Annotated in this window: 17 protein-coding genes and 1 tRNA gene; 9 read left to right on the top strand and 9 right to left on the bottom strand. The window is 47.1% G+C overall.

Translation table 11 applies throughout. The annotated features are described in order from the left end of the window. Positions 1-59: 59 nt before the first annotated feature. The 4 genes from NDI35_RS04115 to NDI35_RS04100 form a co-directional block, all read right to left on the bottom strand. Positions 60-788, bottom strand: a complete 729-nt coding sequence (locus NDI35_RS04115) for a response regulator transcription factor (protein WP_445311600.1) — start codon at positions 786-788, stop codon at positions 60-62. A 277-nt stretch (positions 789-1,065) separates the two neighbouring features. Continuing rightward, entirely contained in the window at positions 1,066-4,314 is a 3,249-nt protein-coding gene (locus NDI35_RS04110; protein ID WP_445311599.1) for a CHAT domain-containing protein, read from the bottom strand. Between the two features lie 114 nt (positions 4,315-4,428). Continuing rightward, on the bottom strand, positions 4,429-5,235 hold the full coding sequence (locus NDI35_RS04105) for a DUF928 domain-containing protein (protein ID WP_445311598.1): 807 nt from the start codon (positions 5,233-5,235) through the stop codon (positions 4,429-4,431). A 177-nt stretch (positions 5,236-5,412) separates the two neighbouring features. Beyond that, positions 5,413-6,141 (bottom strand): AIM24 family protein, encoded by a 729-nt coding sequence (locus tag NDI35_RS04100; protein WP_445311597.1) that lies wholly within the window; start codon positions 6,139-6,141, stop codon positions 5,413-5,415. A 180-nt stretch (positions 6,142-6,321) separates the two neighbouring features. Between NDI35_RS04100 and NDI35_RS04095 the strand changes: the two genes are divergently transcribed. After that, the gene (locus NDI35_RS04095) at positions 6,322-7,818 is read left to right on the top strand and encodes a polysaccharide deacetylase family protein (RefSeq protein WP_445311596.1); all 1,497 of its coding nucleotides are present in this window, start codon (positions 6,322-6,324) and stop codon (positions 7,816-7,818) included. A gap of 143 nt (positions 7,819-7,961) precedes the next feature. Here the strand turns inward: NDI35_RS04095 and NDI35_RS04090 are convergent, their stop codons facing one another. Together NDI35_RS04090 and NDI35_RS04085 are read right to left on the bottom strand one after the other, a co-directional pair. Then, positions 7,962-8,261, bottom strand: a complete 300-nt coding sequence (locus tag NDI35_RS04090) for a hypothetical protein (RefSeq protein WP_006633230.1) — start codon at positions 8,259-8,261, stop codon at positions 7,962-7,964. Between the two features lie 49 nt (positions 8,262-8,310). Beyond that, positions 8,311-8,922 carry a DNA-3-methyladenine glycosylase gene (locus NDI35_RS04085; protein ID WP_445311595.1) on the bottom strand — a complete coding sequence of 204 codons (612 nt, stop codon included), beginning with the start codon at positions 8,920-8,922 and terminating at the stop codon, positions 8,311-8,313. 20 nt (positions 8,923-8,942) lie between these two features. Here NDI35_RS04085 and NDI35_RS04080 point away from each other — a divergent pair, with 20 nt between their 5' ends. Continuing rightward, a complete protein-coding gene (locus tag NDI35_RS04080; protein ID WP_006633228.1) occupies positions 8,943-9,065 on the top strand; it encodes a DUF8629 family protein in 123 nt (40 codons plus the stop codon). A gap of 254 nt (positions 9,066-9,319) precedes the next feature. Here NDI35_RS04080 and NDI35_RS04075 read toward each other — a convergent pair whose 3' ends face one another. Beyond that, positions 9,320-9,838, bottom strand: a complete 519-nt coding sequence (locus tag NDI35_RS04075) for a pentapeptide repeat-containing protein (protein WP_445311594.1) — start codon at positions 9,836-9,838, stop codon at positions 9,320-9,322. Between the two features lie 740 nt (positions 9,839-10,578). On the opposite strand from NDI35_RS04075, the gene NDI35_RS04070 reads away from it, so the two are divergent. Both NDI35_RS04070 and NDI35_RS04065 read left to right on the top strand, forming a co-directional pair. After that, complete coding sequence (locus NDI35_RS04070) at positions 10,579-11,082, top strand: hypothetical protein (protein ID WP_445311593.1); 504 nt, start codon at positions 10,579-10,581, stop codon at positions 11,080-11,082. A gap of 108 nt (positions 11,083-11,190) precedes the next feature. Further along, positions 11,191-11,631, top strand: coding sequence for a translation initiation factor (locus NDI35_RS04065; protein ID WP_445311592.1), 441 nt, complete (start codon positions 11,191-11,193; stop codon positions 11,629-11,631). Positions 11,632-11,788: 157 nt separating this feature from the next. Here the strand turns inward: NDI35_RS04065 and NDI35_RS04060 are convergent. Together NDI35_RS04060 and NDI35_RS04055 are read right to left on the bottom strand one after the other, a co-directional pair. Further along, positions 11,789-11,873: transfer RNA gene (locus NDI35_RS04060), tRNA-Ser, on the bottom strand. Positions 11,874-11,907: 34 nt separating this feature from the next. After that, positions 11,908-12,837, bottom strand: a complete 930-nt coding sequence (locus NDI35_RS04055) for a TIGR04168 family protein (protein ID WP_445311591.1) — start codon at positions 12,835-12,837, stop codon at positions 11,908-11,910. A gap of 199 nt (positions 12,838-13,036) precedes the next feature. Between NDI35_RS04055 and nadA the strand changes: the two genes are divergently transcribed. The 5 genes from nadA (at position 13,037) to NDI35_RS04030 (ending at position 16,720) form a co-directional block, all read left to right on the top strand. Continuing rightward, on the top strand, positions 13,037-14,005 hold the full coding sequence (nadA, locus tag NDI35_RS04050; protein ID WP_445311590.1) for a quinolinate synthase NadA: 969 nt from the start codon (positions 13,037-13,039) through the stop codon (positions 14,003-14,005). A 161-nt stretch (positions 14,006-14,166) separates the two neighbouring features. Further along, the gene (locus tag NDI35_RS04045; RefSeq protein WP_445311589.1) at positions 14,167-14,784 is read left to right on the top strand and encodes a TIGR04282 family arsenosugar biosynthesis glycosyltransferase; all 618 of its coding nucleotides are present in this window, start codon (positions 14,167-14,169) and stop codon (positions 14,782-14,784) included. 422 nt (positions 14,785-15,206) lie between these two features. Continuing rightward, the gene (locus NDI35_RS04040; protein ID WP_445311588.1) at positions 15,207-15,923 is read left to right on the top strand and encodes a TIGR04283 family arsenosugar biosynthesis glycosyltransferase; all 717 of its coding nucleotides are present in this window, start codon (positions 15,207-15,209) and stop codon (positions 15,921-15,923) included. 113 nt (positions 15,924-16,036) lie between these two features. Further along, on the top strand, positions 16,037-16,546 hold the full coding sequence (locus tag NDI35_RS04035; protein WP_333050145.1) for a photosystem I reaction center protein subunit XI: 510 nt from the start codon (positions 16,037-16,039) through the stop codon (positions 16,544-16,546). Positions 16,547-16,603: 57 nt separating this feature from the next. After that, on the top strand, positions 16,604-16,720 hold the full coding sequence (locus NDI35_RS04030) for a photosystem I reaction center subunit VIII (RefSeq protein ID WP_293127047.1): 117 nt from the start codon (positions 16,604-16,606) through the stop codon (positions 16,718-16,720).

The raw sequence follows: 16,720 nt of genomic DNA, 5'->3' as shown, positions 1-16,720 counted from the left end.
GAGCGAATTAACTGGTTCCCGCGCTCTACCTAGGAACCCGTCGTAACTATGATGATTATTCAATTAGCAATTACCCTGTCCCTGCGAGCGATCGGAGCGAAAGTGTAACCGTATCCCCGAACAGTTTGAATAAAATTGGGAACAGCGGCATCAACTTTAGCCATTTTCTTGCGAATTTGGCCGATATGCACGTCCACCACTCGCTCTTCTGCTGCATAATTGGATTTCCACCCCCAAACTTTTTCGATTAGCTGTTGGCGGCTGCAAGCTTTACCCGAATGAGTTGCCAAAAAACACAATATTTCAAATTCTAAGGCTGTCAGCGTTAGAAGTTGCTCCTTCAATCTCACCTCCCTACTCACTAAATCGATCGCTAATTGGCCGAAGGCAAGGTTGGGCGGATTGACGGATCTTGCCCGCCTCAACAAGACTTCTACTCTAACTGCCAATTCTTCAAGACAGAAGGGCTTGCACATAAAATCATCGGCACCTGCTTTCATGATTTTAATTCGATCTTCTTTGGCGGTGCGGCTGCTGAGAATCGCGACTAAAACATTAGTGCGCTTCTGCATTTCTTGGCAAAGTTGATAGCCGCTAATATCGGGTAAATTCCAATCCAAAATGACAAGGACTGGGTTAAATTCTTCAAAAATTTCGAGAGCCGTTTGGCCGTCTGCGGCAAATTGTACTTGATATGTTTGATTCAGAAAGCGGTAGATGAGAGTGCGAATGGGGGCGTCGTCCTCTACAATCAGAATTTTGGCTTTTTGATCGGCAGATATTGTCATAATTTTTGACTTTATTGTTAATGGTGCAAAGTTGGGAAAGCGAGCAAGTGTATGAACACACTCTTTACTGTTTAGTCCGCTAGGAGTGGACTAAAGTTTGTGCAGTAGGGGCAATCCCCCCGTGGTTGCCCCGATTTCAATCGCAAGCGTGACTTTTTTGAATAAATTACATCGACACATGACTTATCGCTCCTGGCGCGATCGAGTTTCTGTGGAGCTTTCAGCGAAAAAACTAATTTTTTCGCAGTTTTGGCAATTGTTTACAAAATTTAATCAATTATGTTTCGCCGATCAGTGTGAAAGCCGCCCAATCTCTGGGATTTGGATGCTGCTGCATTGTCTCCAGCATGGCGTTTCGCAGGGCTTGAGCTTTGTTGCCCGTTCGATCGAGATTTTGATAAAATTTCACCATCAAATCGGCTGTAGGAGCATCGGGCACCGCCCACAAAGACACAATCACACTGGGCGTACCAGCCGAAATTAAAGCGCGAGACAAACCGATAACGCCGTCGCCGGTAATCCGCCCCATGCCGGTATTGCACGCACTCAAAACTACCAAATCCGCGTTGAGGTGCAGGTTCAAAATTTCCTCAGCAGTCAGCAAACCGCTATCGGTGCGATCGGGTGCAAGGGCGATCGCGCTGCCGAGCCCGCGAATGTTATCGAGCAATCCGTGGGTGGCAAAATGGACAATGCGGGCGTTTGGCAACCGCTGAAGTACGGCGGCTTTGGTAGCGGATTTGCCAGTCAAGGCTTGAGTTTGGAACAATTGGGCGATCGCCTTGGCTTCGGTTTCTGAATGCAGCAAAGCAGATAACTGCTGCGGGAGTTTTCCCGGTGCTAGAGCAACTTCGGGCATAGTCGGATTTCCTACTACTAGAATGTCTCCAACTAAATCAGAAATCTCTTGTCGTTTTTGGCTGGTTAATTCCAGAATTTGAATCGAAGGAGCAGTTAGAATAGTATGTTTTTCAATTAAGAATTTCCCCCCAGCATCTTGCAGGGCCGGAAAAGGAACGAAAAATACTTCGCCTTGAGGAATAAAGATAATTCGAGCTTCTGGATCTGTCGGCAACAAATCAGCAATCGGTTCAATTAGCAGTTGATGGAGTTTTTGCAAGCGCGGGTGATTGGTGAGGCTTGATTGCACTTTGGCTATTACATCAATTGCAGGTCGGGGAATAGTCAATCCTTCGGGAAAAGAGGATTGCCCGAGCCAGAGAATGCTGTGAGTTTCATCCACAGATATGACTTGCCAAGGTGCCCAATTAGGGGCATCGTCGTGGAGTTTAACTAAATCGCCTGGGTCAATTTTTAGGGGGGGATTGAAGTCGCGATTTCTGATGCCGATCAACTCGCGAGAGTCTGCAACCAGCTCTTTGAGCGGAGTATGTTGATAGTTGAGGTCAACTTGGCGAAATGCAATTTCACCCGTCGGCTGAATTACCCAAATAAAAAGTTCTTCTATAAAAGAAATCGAATATTCCACAAAAGTTGCATTTTGTGCTTTAGCAATTTGTTTAATTTGCTCGATAGTAGGCGGCTTAATATTGGGTATCGCACCTGAATTAGCAGATAACCGAGCAGTCAGTAACTCCACAAAACCCCGCGCCCGCCCCCGCTCGGAAATTTCCAGCGCCTGTTCTGTTTTTGACTGGGCTATCAGGGCTTTTTCCAGGTGGCGGTAAGTTGCTGCTTGGGTTTCAAAAATAGATACTTTAAAGTTATCGTGGTTGCCCAATCTTCCCCGGAGGACTTCCCATTTTTGAATCGCCCTGCGGAGGAATGTTTCAGCTTCTGCAAACTGTCCAGAGTCAAAGAAAGCAAGCCCTAAATTGTTGAGAGTTACCCCTTCTGACGCGTGTTCGCCGAGTCCGCGCGCTATTTCTAAACTCTTCCAACTGTATTCGATCGCCCGCTGGCATTGTCCCAAACAGCGGTAAGCATTGCCCAGATTTCGCCAGGAAGCCACTTGCCCAGAGCGATCGCCGATTTCCTGCTGAATATCTAAAGACTGCTGGTAGTATTCGATCGCCCGCAAGTAATTCCCCAAATTACTGTAAGCATTGCCCAGAGTAACCAACGAATAGGCTTCCCCATAACGGTTGTTGATTTTCTGCGCCAGAGTCAGGGACTCTTGAGAGCATTCGATCGCCTGTTGATGTTGCCCTAGGGAAATGTATGTAAGGCCCAAAGCGCTCAAGGAGTTCGCTTCTCTATGCTGAGAGTTGATTTTTCGCGCCAGATCTAGGGACTCCTGCTGGCACTCGCTCGCCCGCTGGTATTCGCCCAGGGAATAATATGCACTCCCCAAATCGCGCCAGGAACTAGCTTCTCCGTGAGGATTGCCGATTTCTCCCTGAATATTTAGGCATTGCTGGTGGCACTCAATTGCCTGCAAATATTCCCCCAAAGCATCGTAAATATTGCCTAAAGCATTTAAAGAATCAGCTTCCCCACTGCGGTTGCCCAGGCCTCGCTGAATATTTAGCGACTGCTGGTGATAGTCAATTGCTTGCGAGTAGTCCCCCCGCAAACGGTAAAAATTGCCTATATTGTTCAGAGAGTTAGCTTGTCCGTAGCGGTTGCCGGTGTCTCTATGAATATCTAGCGACTGCTGATAGTATACGAGCGTCTGCGAGTAGGTGTCCAGGGAACTTTTAGCACTATCTAAGAAGGAAGGTGCATAGGCGGGTTCGTGCCGCCTTTCTGTAAGTCTCCTAATTTGATAAGGTGCGTACTTGAGTTTTGGTGCTATGAACCTAACTGGACTTCCACTAGATGAAATTTCCCTATTTTTTTTACTAATAGGAAACTGAATCGATTGGTAAATCAACAGCACATCTGCTGCCGATAGCGCATATTTGTAGAGCCGAACATCTCCTATATTGCCCTGAAACGTGTTCCCAAAATCGTCTGATTGGCCACCAATAGTTAAGGGGATGATACTATTGCTGATAGAACCCTGTTGATATGTTGGGTTGAACCGGAAACCTACTTCCTTGCCATCCACATACCAGCGCCCTCCATCCGCTCGATCGCGATCGACAACAACCGCAACGTGATGCCATTCGCTATCGTTGACAACTGGCAAAGACGGAAGATCTTTTTCTTGGCGGTCGTCATAATAGTTTACCGAAATCCTGCCATCTGCTATTAGAAGGTTAATTCTGCCTCTATCAATAAAGAAAGACCAGCCCCGCAAAGGGCCGGAGTTTTTAATCCGCTGATCGATAATCTTGGCAATACGGAAATCTCCTGTGCGAATCCACGCACAAACAGAAAAGTCTTCTTTGCGTACCTCCAGTAAAGGAGTGACTGGGAAAGTAACGCAACCTCCAGTTAGCAAGAGGCTTTCCTGCGACCCGTTTTCTAATGGTTCAACAGCACGGCGAACGCTGTCAATTAGGCGTGCCGGACGGAGTACGGGGCGATCGCTCGCTATGTTGCCTGCTTCATCAAATGACCAACGGGCGATCGGCTCTGTATTGAAAGTATTGTAAACGCTTAATATCGGGTATTTCATCGCTTAGTTGACTTAATTTTTGTGGAACAGGCATCTTGCCTGTTCCTGATGGGCGGGCTAGGAGCAACGGCCCACAAAAAAACTTACTCTTTGTGGAACAGGCCGGAAAGCCTGTTAAAGTGGTGAAACTATCCCGTGCAAGCGCACAAACGGATGCTGCAATAAAGCCTCCCAATCAGCCTCCAAAGTCGCCAGAGAAGATATTTTCTCAAATCCAGATAGCTCTGCTAGCGCTTCATACCGCAAGTCATTTTCAGCATAAATTAGCAGCCTCTCCTCTAAAGTAGCTGCCTGTAATTGGCTCAACAGTTTGCCGCGCAGTGCAACTAATTCTGTGAGAGTTTCGTACCACAAACCCTGTTTAGCAAGCAAAAAAACGCGCTCCCTTAGAGATGCTGTTTCTAGCTGAGCCAAAATTTCTGGTTTCATTGCCACCCGCTCAACCCACCCGTGGCGGGAGATATTCCCGCAGAAAAAGCACCACTGATACTTCTTGCCAGTTTCCAGAGGAGGTGAATTTTGCGGCAAAGAAAAACTCGCAAGTCCCGCTGCCTTTTCTAGCTCAAAAACTGTTCGGAAAACTACTTCTTGCTGTTCGTCCCGCAGCACAAACTCAAAGGGAATATCATCGGGCAATGGAGCCGGCAAGTACAGCCAAAAAGTCGGATGTGCGATCGCTGTCAACCCTAAATTTGTAGCGGGAATCAAAGCTAAGAAGTTGTGAGGATCGCGGCTGCCTGCGTCTTTGCGATCGCCCGGTGCTCCGCGCGCGGGCGGATCGTAGGCGAGTAGCTGTGGCAGCAAATTCGGTTCCCCCGATGATGAATCAGCGAGCATCGCTGCCAATCCAGGTTGAACCATTGTTAAAGCAACAAGCACATTAAGCGTCGCCTGCTGTAGGAGCAGTTTTGTTACATTCATAAAATATCCGCCAAGGAGAGGTGTAAAATCTCAGTTCTATCCAACTGCACCCTGAAAATAATGTTGCCAGATTTTTTATGCTAGCGTCTATAGTTTCGCGTAATTTTTTTAGTATATTTGCCCAATAAAATTCCGCGATCCCTGCTCCAGCAACCTCTACTTTAAAAATGAAATAACTCAACCTAAACCCATAGCATCATTTTCACATACTAATAATTTACCTTTCCCCTGATAATACCAAACATAACCCTCTCCACCCCCTTTGCCAAAATGACCTAATTTTCGATAATCTTCTTCAATCCCCTTGGTAAATCCTTTAACCAAATCGCAATCAGCTATCAAAGTTTCACCTTGTTTGAGCTCGACAACCTTAGCCGGTGAACTTGTACCTGCTAAAACAGTAGCTTTTTGCTCGCGCAAAGCTGTAACAGCAATTCTCCACCTACCGTCATTAGAAGCAGCCATTTGTCGGAATTTCAGTTTTTTAGCACCGATAACTACATTGTCCGAACAAAACTGAAATATACCGTCATCCAACTCCCACTGCTGGGCATCCAAAAGGTCGATCGGCGTATAATGCAGAAAATGCCCTTTTTGTCTCGGTTCCAGTTTCACCGTACCAGTTCCTTGATATACGGGAGCGTTGTAGTCCATTTCCGTTGTCAAAGATACCCACATATCTTTCAAACGGTTATCCGTTTTATAAACACCGGAAGTCAATTTTCCCATACACCAATGCAGCGCACCTTTTTGAATTATTACTCCCGAATTGTTCAAGTTAATTTCCGCTTGCTGAACCAAGGGAATATTTTTAGTGGGATGGTAAAATCTATTAGTTTCTGGATTGATGTTATTTTGAACGTACCACAAATCCGTTGGTTCCAAAAGCTTGATTTCGTATTTCATAATTTACCTCGCCTATTTACGTGAAATGTGTTAAACATTTTACCCAAGATTTGGGGCTTCCGCCCTCCCGGACTTATCTTGTGAAATTTATCTTTTGCAGACATCCTCTGCTACTGTTAAAGTATCTAGCTATCTTAGCAATAGCAGACAACGCCCCTCCACAATCGTTGAGAAAAATTTATGCCTGCGATCGCACAATCTCCCAATTTACCGATTTTACAAGAAATCAACTCAGGATTGCCCAATATTTGCGGCTCCGAAGCAGAAATTAATGCCGCAGCCAATAGCAACGAACCAGTCTTTCTACCTGCCACAAATCTGCGCCTCGAAAACATTCAAGCCGGATTCGCCTGCGCCCTCCATATGCACCAACCGACAATTCCTGCAGGTGCAAACGGCGAACTGATCAGCAATCTCCAGAATATGTTTGAACATCCCAACCAAGGAGACAACCACAATGCCGGAGTGTTTGCTTGGTGCTATTCTCGCATGGGGGAATTCATCCCACAACTGATTGCTGAAGGCTGCAACCCGCGAATTATGCTCGACTATTCGGGCAATTTATTGTGGGGATTGCGCCAAATGGGACGCGACGATATCTTTGATAATCTCAAGCGGATTACCTGCGCTCCTCAATATCAACCCCACGTAGAATGGCTGGGGACAATGTGGAGTCACGCCGTCATTCCCTCAACTCCCATTCCCGACATTAAACTTCAAATTCAAGCGTGGCAACATCATTTTGCAGCCATTTTTGGCATAGATGCCCTGAAGCGGGTTAAAGGTTTTTCGCCCCCAGAAATGCACTTTCCCAATCACCCAGATACACTTTACGAATACATCAAAGCTTTGAAAGAATGCGGCTACCGCTGGCTGATGGTGCAGGAACATTCTGTAGAAAATCCCGACGGTTCGGGATTGTCGCAAGACCAAAAATATATTCCCAACCGTTTAGTTGCCCGCAATTCTCACGGCGAAACAATCAGTATTACTGCTTTGATTAAAACCCAAGGTTCGGATACAAAATTGGTCGGTCAAATGCAGCCGTATTACGAAGCAAAAGGACGCAACAAACAGCAAATTGGCAATGTCACAGTTCCTTCTTTAGTTACTCAGATTGCCGACGGCGAAAATGGCGGCGTGATGATGAATGAATTTCCCAGCGCCTTTTTCAAAGCTTGGCACGAAAACCGCGAACAAGGCGGCGGAAAATCCGGTGTTGTGGGTTTAAACGGCACTGAATATTTGGAGATAATTGAAGCGGCAGGGGTTAATCCTGATGATTATCCTGTTTGTCAGGGGATTAACCAGCACAAAATCTGGCAGTTAGTCGATCCTGATAGTGCGACACCGGAAAAAGTGGAAAGTGCGATCGCCCAACTCAAGCAAACAGACCATAATTTTCACATGGATGGCGCTTCTTGGACTAACGATTTGAGTTGGGTGAAAGGCTACGAAAATGTCTTGGAACCGATGAATCTACTCAGCGCTGCATTTCACAAAAAATACGACCCGCTGGTGCAGCAAGATGCTTCAGTTACCAAGCAGTTTGAATACCAGCAAGGTTTGCTTTACAACTTGCTGCTACAAACAAGCTGTTTCCGCTATTGGGGACAGGGAACTTGGACTGATTACGCGCGCGAACTTTACAACCGCGGCGCTGCTTTAATGAAGTAGCAGAATTTATTGTAGGGTGCCCCGGAAACAAACTATTTGAGCCTCCTCAAATATCAGCGCTGAGGCATCCTACATTTAGAAAACTTTATTGATAAGGAGAGGACTAAAGTCCTCACTACAAACACGGACTTATCAATTACTGTCTACATTTCCTGCATCAGCCGCAAATAATTCTGCCGCATTTGCGTCATATTTTCCATCATTCTATTAGCCATATCTTTCTCAACATCGCTCATTTGCTGCCAAAATAAAGCCGATCGCCTCGCCATAATTGCTTCTTCCCACAACATCTCCAAAAGTTGCGCCGCCATTGGGTTTTCAGCATCGATAATCCCACACAATTGCTCGAAAGCCCGGTTGGCTTCGGTGTGAGTGCTAACATCCTGAACCAGGCTTAGGCATTTTTTGAGTTGGACGATCGGATTTTCAGAAGAGTAAGCCATAATTTCACTAAGATAAGCTACAAAATTTACGCTGATACCTTTGACATTACTAGAGTTGTGACACAGCCGTACAGTTCCCTACATACCAGCGCCAAGGCAAATCCATTCCTTGAGAAATCCCGATCCGCGTAGTTTGCACAAAATTTATTGTACCCTCCTCCACAGCTTGCTGAAAGTGCTCGCTCCGGTGTTCCAACCGTAGCGGTTGGCCTGCACCCAAGGGAAAACCGCTTAAAGTTCGATCGATATCGAGCACCTTACACAGTTTCCCAGGCCCGGCGGCGAGGCGCGATCGCTTCTTCTCAGGAATTGCAGCGAATTCTTGGGGAACCACATCTACCTGCAAAGCTCGAATCAGCACAGCACTAGCAACTCCCTCTGCATCCGTCACCACGTTAAAACAGTGATACATCCCGTAGATTAAGTAAACGTAGCTCATACCCGGAGGCCCGAACATCACCTCATTGCGAGAAGTGCGCTTTCGGTAAGCGTGACAAGCGGGATCTCCTGGGCCGTAAGCTTCGGTTTCGACAATAATTCCCCGAATTGTCTCGCCGTCAGGAAACTGCCGCACCAGAGTACAGCCCAGCAAATCTGGCGCTACGCTGGTAGATGGCCGCGCCAGCCAAAAAGATTCTACAATCTGAGTATTTGCACTCACTCAACAACAGCAGGTAAATTATGGACGTTAAGTTAGTTTTAGCAGTCTTGACAGCAGTTTTCACCGTTTGCTGTCTGTTTTTTGGTACAAAAAACGGATTCTACGATACCGACAAGTATCACGGTAACGGTTCTGCTCACTAATTTTAGGCGTGCAGTTAGTTGCTTAAAAAACCGCCGCCTGTCAGTCAGGCGGCGGTTTTTTTTTTTTTTAGCGGAACAGTTGGCAAGCAATTATATGTCGTTGCGATCGCAACGCAGTGGAATAATATTGAATTATTTATTGAACCGCGAAGGCGCAAAGTACGCGAAGGAAGAAAAGAGAAGAGAAGAAGAAGGAGAGGAGTTAGTAACTGCGGATTTTATATGATGAGAGGTTGTTTTATTGGCTAGTTTCTCTAATGGTGAATTTTGCGCTCTGGCATTTTAGGTTCTTGCAAGCTAGCATTTGAGAAATCAGCGCATTCCATCAGGTTGAAACGCATTGTCGCTCCTTGCTCCGTTGCTTTCATCTTGAAACCAACTACTGCATTTTCTGGGCTATTATTTTCGGGAACAGCGGTGACATTAAAATCCATATTTGCTTCTTTTTCATTAGCCTCCAGGTTGAAAGTGAGGCCGGCACAGCCCAAATCAGCTCCCGTGATGTTGGCTCTATTTAAGTTGGCATTTTTGAGGTTGGCATTGGCCAATTTTGCTCCTGATAAGTTAGCACATTCTAGGTTTGCTCCCTGCAAGTTGACTCCTGGCAAGTCTAATCCTTTTAGGTTGGTCTTGCTGAAATTGCATTCGCGACACTGTTTTGTTTGCAGCAATTCCTTGACTTGGTTTTGTTGATTTGAAAAGGTGAGATATTTGCTCGGAGTAAATACAACTGCGCTCGACAATCCCGCAGTAAATAAATTATTTATTTTCATAAATCTCCGAAAAGCTTGGGCGGCTTCCTCTCGCTGTTAAGAGATTTCTGCAATAGTGCGATCGACCTCTCCCGAATTCCCCCAAAAAAATGCAGGCATCTCCCAGAAGCAGCCCAACCCAATTAAACACCGCCGGACTTAGATAGCAACCGCCAAGACGGTTAGGATGTTCTTATATCAAATCCGCCCTTCATCGGAATTATTCATTTCTCTGTTCTCTCCCTCTGCGTTCTCTGCGTCAAGAGCGGTTAAATCATTCCGATGCAACCGGAATTGATATGAATTGCTCAAACCCTGGCTATTATTCCTTCTTCCTGCTTTTTACCCGCTCGCGAAGTCGAAAGGCATTCTTCCTTCTTCCTTCTAATCTAAATCTCGCCTCCTTTCCCTAGCCAGTGCTGCTTTGAGTTTCGGACTCGCCCCCTCCGTCTGCTTCACTTTGCTTTGAGTAGTCCACAAACGGAATTTATTCTTACCCGAAGACGCGCATTTGCATATACCTGCAGACTGAAATAAAAGAAACTTTATTTATATCCCTGGAATGAGCAAATCTTCGAGAGATTTGAGGATGATTAATATACAAACGCAATACCGTACCTGCGCTGTTAAGTTCTCAGCAACTACTTTGGTTAAAATTGCTTTGAGAAATTAATTTAATCTAAAAACGGTTGGCAGCAGCTCAGGTTCCTCAACCTCGCCAGAACACACCCTACCTATAATCCCGACAATTCGGAGCGGTAATGAACACAATCAAACCCGAACCCAAAAGATCGCGCTTCATGGCTCTGCTGCTGACAACGCTGCTGACCTTTCCCTTTGTGAGTGCTTGCGGTTCTGACGAGCGAACCTACGCTCCCCCGCCTCCTGTTGACAACACTCGCGCTGGAGGAGTGCAAACTAATCGCGCCTCCACTCCTTCCCCACAAGCGAAAAAAGGACTGAGCAATGCTCAAAAAGTAGGGATTACTTTAGCTGGAGCAGCAGCCCTTTACTACATCTACAATCAGCACAAAAATAAACAAGAAAAGGGGCCGCAGGGAAAACATTACCTTTCCAAAAACGGTCGGGTGTACTACCGCGATGCCCAGAATCGCGCGGTCTGGGTAACGCCCCCGCCGGGAGGAATTACAGTTCCGGAGTCCGAGGCAGTGCGTTACCGCGAATTCCAGGGGTACAACAACCAAAATACCGGTCGTGACCTTACTAGCTTGCCGGAAGCTACAAGTCCTGTTCCGGCACAGTAGTCTAAGCATTTGAGATTTTAGATTGCAGGTTCCGTGACTTTCAATTAAATCTGGGATTCCCAATCTAAAACAGTCGTTTTTCAACACATAAAAAAGAGGAACTTTATCATGGTAGACGGATTTTTGCGGAAGTTAAAAGATGCGATCGTCGGGCCCGACAGCGAGCAATTCGATCCTGACGGCAATTACCAAGATCCCTCAAATCCCGGACAGTACGGCAACGTGACCCCTGCCAGCCAAGACCCCTACGGCGACCCGGCTGAGTACGGAGAGTACGGCAACCTGACCCCTGCCAGCCAAGACCCCTACGGCGACCCGGCTGAGTACGGAGAGTACGGCAACCTGACCCCTGCCAGCCAAGACCCCTACGGCGACCCCGCAGACTACGCTGGTACCGACTACGGACAGTTCGGCAACCTGACTCCCGCCAGCGAAGACCCCTACGGCGACCCTGCTGACTACGTAGCGGATGCTGGAATGTTCGGCAATGTGATCCCGGCCAGCGAAGATCCCTACGGCGACCCGGCGGATGAAGAAGGCTTTAGTTAACTCAGTTGGCTAGAAAAATTACCTGGTAAGCAACAGCATCCCTGCGGGGGTGTTTTTTTGTAGCGAAATACCAAGAGTGAGCCAAAGATGAGCACAAAAGAGCACTCTTGAGGGGATAGAGAATCTGAAACCCTTAACGGACAAGAGAATTGTTAAACGGAGAGGGTGGGATTTGAACCCACGGAACCTTGCGGTTCACCTGATTTCAAGTCAGGCGCATTCGACCACTCTGCCACCTCTCCCGGCGCATAAATTTTATCATACCAGCAATTGTCTCTAACTACAAATAGCCGCAGATTCTGTGCGCCGATAAAGAATTTGTTCTCTTTCTACCGCGAAATCTTCGCCTACCCATACCAGAGAGACTTCCGACACTGCTCCATTTTCCAGCAGGACGATCGAGAAATTCCGCAGTTTCGAGCACTCTCTCTCCACAATTCGCGGTACGCTGGCGGCATTCAAATACACCGTACCCTCCGCACTCACCTCCAGCGACTTCCGCAACTCCTGCTTGGTGTGCCGCAGTTTGTGGTGCATATGACCAAAAGTTACCAGAGGTATGTGCTTCCCAGAACTCCGAGTTCGATCGATCGCCTCCGCAAAATCCGGGTCGCCCCAATCCCCTCCCAGCGGCTTCCAATCTCGCCCGCAGGGGTCTTCAGGAGCCTCTCCTAACCCCGTCGGCCCCGTGTGACCCAAAAAAATCACATTTTCGCAATCGGCATCCGCCGCAGCTTCTGCAATGCGCCGCGCCGACTCCTCAAAACTTTCTACCCCAAACCACTCCGAGTAAAAATCCCCGTACTTCCACTCCGAGCCCCCCCAAGTAAACGGGCGGCTTCCCACCACAGTTACGCCCAATTCGGGAAAATCACGCTTCCCGTAACCGACGTGAGCTTCTCCCATTAAATCTAACTGCTGTTTTACCCAATTTTCTTGAGTGCGATCGTAAGGGCACTGACTGCGGCCCCACTCAGTCGCTGTGTACCAAGCGTCGTGGTTCCCAAACACCGCTGCTTTCGGAATGTCCAATTGGGCGATCGCCCGCACCACCTCCACCGACTCATTGCCAAAATCCCCCACAAACAGCACCAAATCAACGCCCAGATGCTTCAGGGCCTCGCCGTCTTCAGGTTCCCAGCGATCGTGAACGTCCCCCACCACCGCAATTTTGATAGATTTAGCTTTATTCATGTGATTTGTCATCTGCGATCGATCCCTAGCCCCTTCTTACTCAGCATAAGAAACAGCGACCAATTTTTGCACTCTCCCACAGCATATTTTGGATTTTAGATTTTAGATTTTAGATGGACTCCACTGAACAGCCAGCAGTTTTTGGTGAATTCAACTATAATTCAAAATACACTTTAGCTGTCTTCGCCACCTTCCCCGGAATATTCTAACTGTGTTTACCACCGCACCTGCTCCGAACTTTACTCAAACCCGACTGCCCCACGACTTGTTTGCAGCAATTAACGCCCTCAAACAAGAGTTAAACGCCGTCATTCTCGCCCACTATTACCAAGACTCCGAGATTCAAGACATCGCAGACTTCATTGGCGACTCCCTAGAACTTGCCCGCAAAGCCGCCAACACCAGCGCCGATGTCATAGTTTTTGCCGGAGTTCATTTCATGGCCGAAACCGCAAAAATTCTCAATCCCGACAAATTAGTATTGTTGCCAGACTTAAATGCTGGGTGTTCCCTTGCCGACAGTTGCCCTCCCGAAGCCTTTGCAGCTTTCAAAGCCGATCGACCAGGACATTTAGTAATTTCCTACATTAATTGTACCGCCGCAATTAAGGCAATGAGCGATATAATTTGCACCAGTTCTAACGCGGTTAAAATTGTCAACCAAATTCCCGAAAATCAGCCGATAATTTTTGGACCCGATCGCAATCTCGGCCGCTACGTCATGGAACAAACCGGCAGAAACATGGAGATCTGGCAAGGAGCTTGCATCGTCCACGAAAACTTCTCAGAAAAAAAGATAGTTCAACTCAAAATCGAAAATCCCGAAGCCGAAATAATTGCCCACCCAGAATGCGAACCTCCCGTGCTGCGCCACGCCAATTACATCGGCTCCACTACTGCTTTGCTCAAATATTCTCAAGCTAGTTCCAGCCAAGCTTTTATTGTCGCGACTGAACCGGGAATCATTCACCAAATGGAAAAGCAAGCTCCGCACAAACGATTCATTCCCGCTCCTTCAACCAATAACAACTGTGCTTGCAACGAATGCCCGCACATGAGATTAAATACCTTGGAAAAATTGTATCTCTCCCTCAAAAATCAAACCCCTGAAATTACCATGCCCCTAGATATTCAACTAGCAGCCTTGCAGCCGATCCAGCGAATGCTAGAAATGAGCTAACCGCTGGCTATTTTTAAGTAAATCTATTGTATGCTGGGTTGGGCGCGACGATTAAATTAAGTCATCGCCTAACCCACCAAGATCGATTGATAATTTGTGAAGTAATAGTTAACTCTTTCTCTTCCTCTGCGGTTCATTCCTTTAAAACTCATCAACAATAAATGATGCCAGAAAAACTGATTGTTTTCACTCGCTATCCAGAACCGGGAACAACCAAAACTCGACTTATTCCGGTGCTGGGAAAAGCAGGTGCTGCGAACCTTCACCGCTTAATGGCCCAACGGACGATCGCCTGCGCTCTCTCTCTCGAAAAATCCCGCCGATTATCCGTAGAAATTCACCGAGCCGGCGGCAGTCAACAACTGATGCAAGAGTGGTTGGGAAGTGATATTTATTGTGAAAACCAAATAGACGGTGATTTGGGCGCAAGAATGACAGCAGCGTTTGAAAAATCTTTTACTTCCGGGGTTGAGAAAACTGCAATTATCGGCACTGATTGTCCTGATTTGAAAGCAGACATCTTGGCACAAGCTTTTGATGAACTGAGCCAACACGATTTAGTTTTGGGCCCCGCACAAGACGGAGGTTATTATCTGATAGGGTTGCGGCGATCGATACCGGAATTGTTCGGTGGCATTCACTGGGGGACCAGTGAAGTATTTGCTTGTACGCGGGCGATCGCCCAAAAGCTCCATCTCAATATTGCTTATCTTCCCACTCTGGCAGATATTGATCGACCACAAGATCTCCTCGGTTTAGATATTAATATGTTGAAATAACTAAAGTCTATTTAACCTTTTTGAATTATTAGAAATAATCATATTTTTTTTGATAAAACTGCTTGATTGTAAAACCACAAAGTCATAATATAGTAATTGTATTTGTCTAACCAAATGCTGAATCTCAGCAGCAGTTAGACAGCGCTTGGGACAATAGTCCCAGGCGCGAGAAAAAGCCAAAAATGAGCAAATAAATTAGCAACTAACAGCTCAGCTTTGTAGGAACCCCCCCCTGCCAGAGGAAAGCCTAATGTAGGCGCTCCCGGCGTAAAAAATGAGCAACTAACAGATTGGGTTTGTACAAAACTCGCCCTCCCACCTTAAGGCCGAATGTAGGGGCGCTCCTAGCGTAAAAAATTGGCTCCCATAACATATAAGCTTTGTACAAAACCCGCTCTCTCTCACGGGGTGCTTAACTTTTTATGTCGCAAGAAAATCCCTATCTCAAAATTTCCATTATCATTCCAGTCTTAAACGAAGCATCTACAATTGCCCCAGTCATCTCCACCGCCCTTGAGGCAAAAAATGTCGAAATAATTGTCGCCGACGGGGGCAGCAGCGACGGTACTACAGATATAGCAAAATCTTTTGGCGTCCGAGTTATCTCCACCGCCCCAGGCCGCGCCACCCAAATGAATGTAGGTGCCGCCGTCGCTACTGGAGAGATATTGCTGTTTCTGCACGCAGACACTCTGTTGCCTCGCGGGTACGACTCTTGCGCGCGTCGGGTACTAGCTAACCCGTCTGCAGTAGGGGGGGCCTTTCAACTCAAGATTGACGCCCGCAGGCTCAGCCTCCGGCTGGTAGAAACAGGGGTAAACTGGCGATCGAACTTTCTGCAAATGCCCTACGGCGACCAAGCTATTTTCCTCCACGCAGTTACCTTTGACAAAATCGGCGGTTTTCCCGACTTGCCCCTCATGGAAGACTTTGAATTCGTGCGCCGATTGAAAAAACAAGGCCGCATTGAAATAGTACCCCAGCCAGTCCTGACCTCCTCCCGTCGCTGGCAGCAGCTTGGGGTCATCAAAACCACCGCTATTAATCAAATAGTAATCATCGCTTATTTCCTCGGAGTGTCGCCCGATCGACTCGCTTTCTGGTATAAGGGGCAAAAGAAAAATTCTTCCAAAAACTAAAGAATAGTGAACTTTTCTAAAGCTCGCCGTTAATTATGTAAATAGGAAACACGTCCCTGCGTAAAATATGACTTGAACGCCTCAACTTTTTAAACTGCGAGGACAAACAGAATATGGCAGATCCCAGAGATGCAGAGCTTATTAAACCCTTTAACGGCGATCCGTTCACGGGTCATCTAGCAACTCCCATCAGTGCTTCTGATTTCACAAAAGCATTCATTGGGAACTTGCCCGCCTACCGCAAAGGACTCTCGCCCCTAATTCGAGGCCTAGAAATCGGTTTGGCACACGGTTATTTCCTTGTCGGCCCCCAAATCGTCTTCGGACCCCTGCGGGATTATCCAGAAGCAGCTAATCTCGGCGGATTATATACAGCCCTCGTCTTAGTTCTGCTTGGCACACTAGGTATGTCTGCTTACGGTTTAGTCTCTTTCAAACAAGACAACACCAGCTACCCTAGCGCTAATCCCATGACCCCTGATGCCCTCAGAAATGCTGAGGGGTGGAGCCAGTTTACCGGTGGTTTCTTCATTGGCGGGATGGGCGGCGTTTTTGTTGCCTACTTCTTACTCGAAAACTTTAACGGCATCGATGCCATTTTCCGGGGTTTAGTCAACAATTAGGCTTCACTCCCAAATATCCCTGTTGGAACACACTAACTTTAGTTTGGAGAATTTGATATGACAGGTTCCTACGCTGCTTCTTTCTTGCCTTGGATTTTGATTCCGCTAATTACCTGGCTGATGCCGGTTGTGGTAATGGGTTTGTTGTTTATCTACATTGAAAGCGACGCCTGA

Origin of the sequence: Microcoleus vaginatus FACHB-2002, from assembly GCF_040004035.1 — a bacterium.
Taxonomy (GTDB): Bacteria; Cyanobacteriota; Cyanobacteriia; order Cyanobacteriales; family Microcoleaceae; genus Microcoleus; species Microcoleus vaginatus_C.
This window is presented reverse-complemented; position numbering and strand designations above follow the sequence as displayed.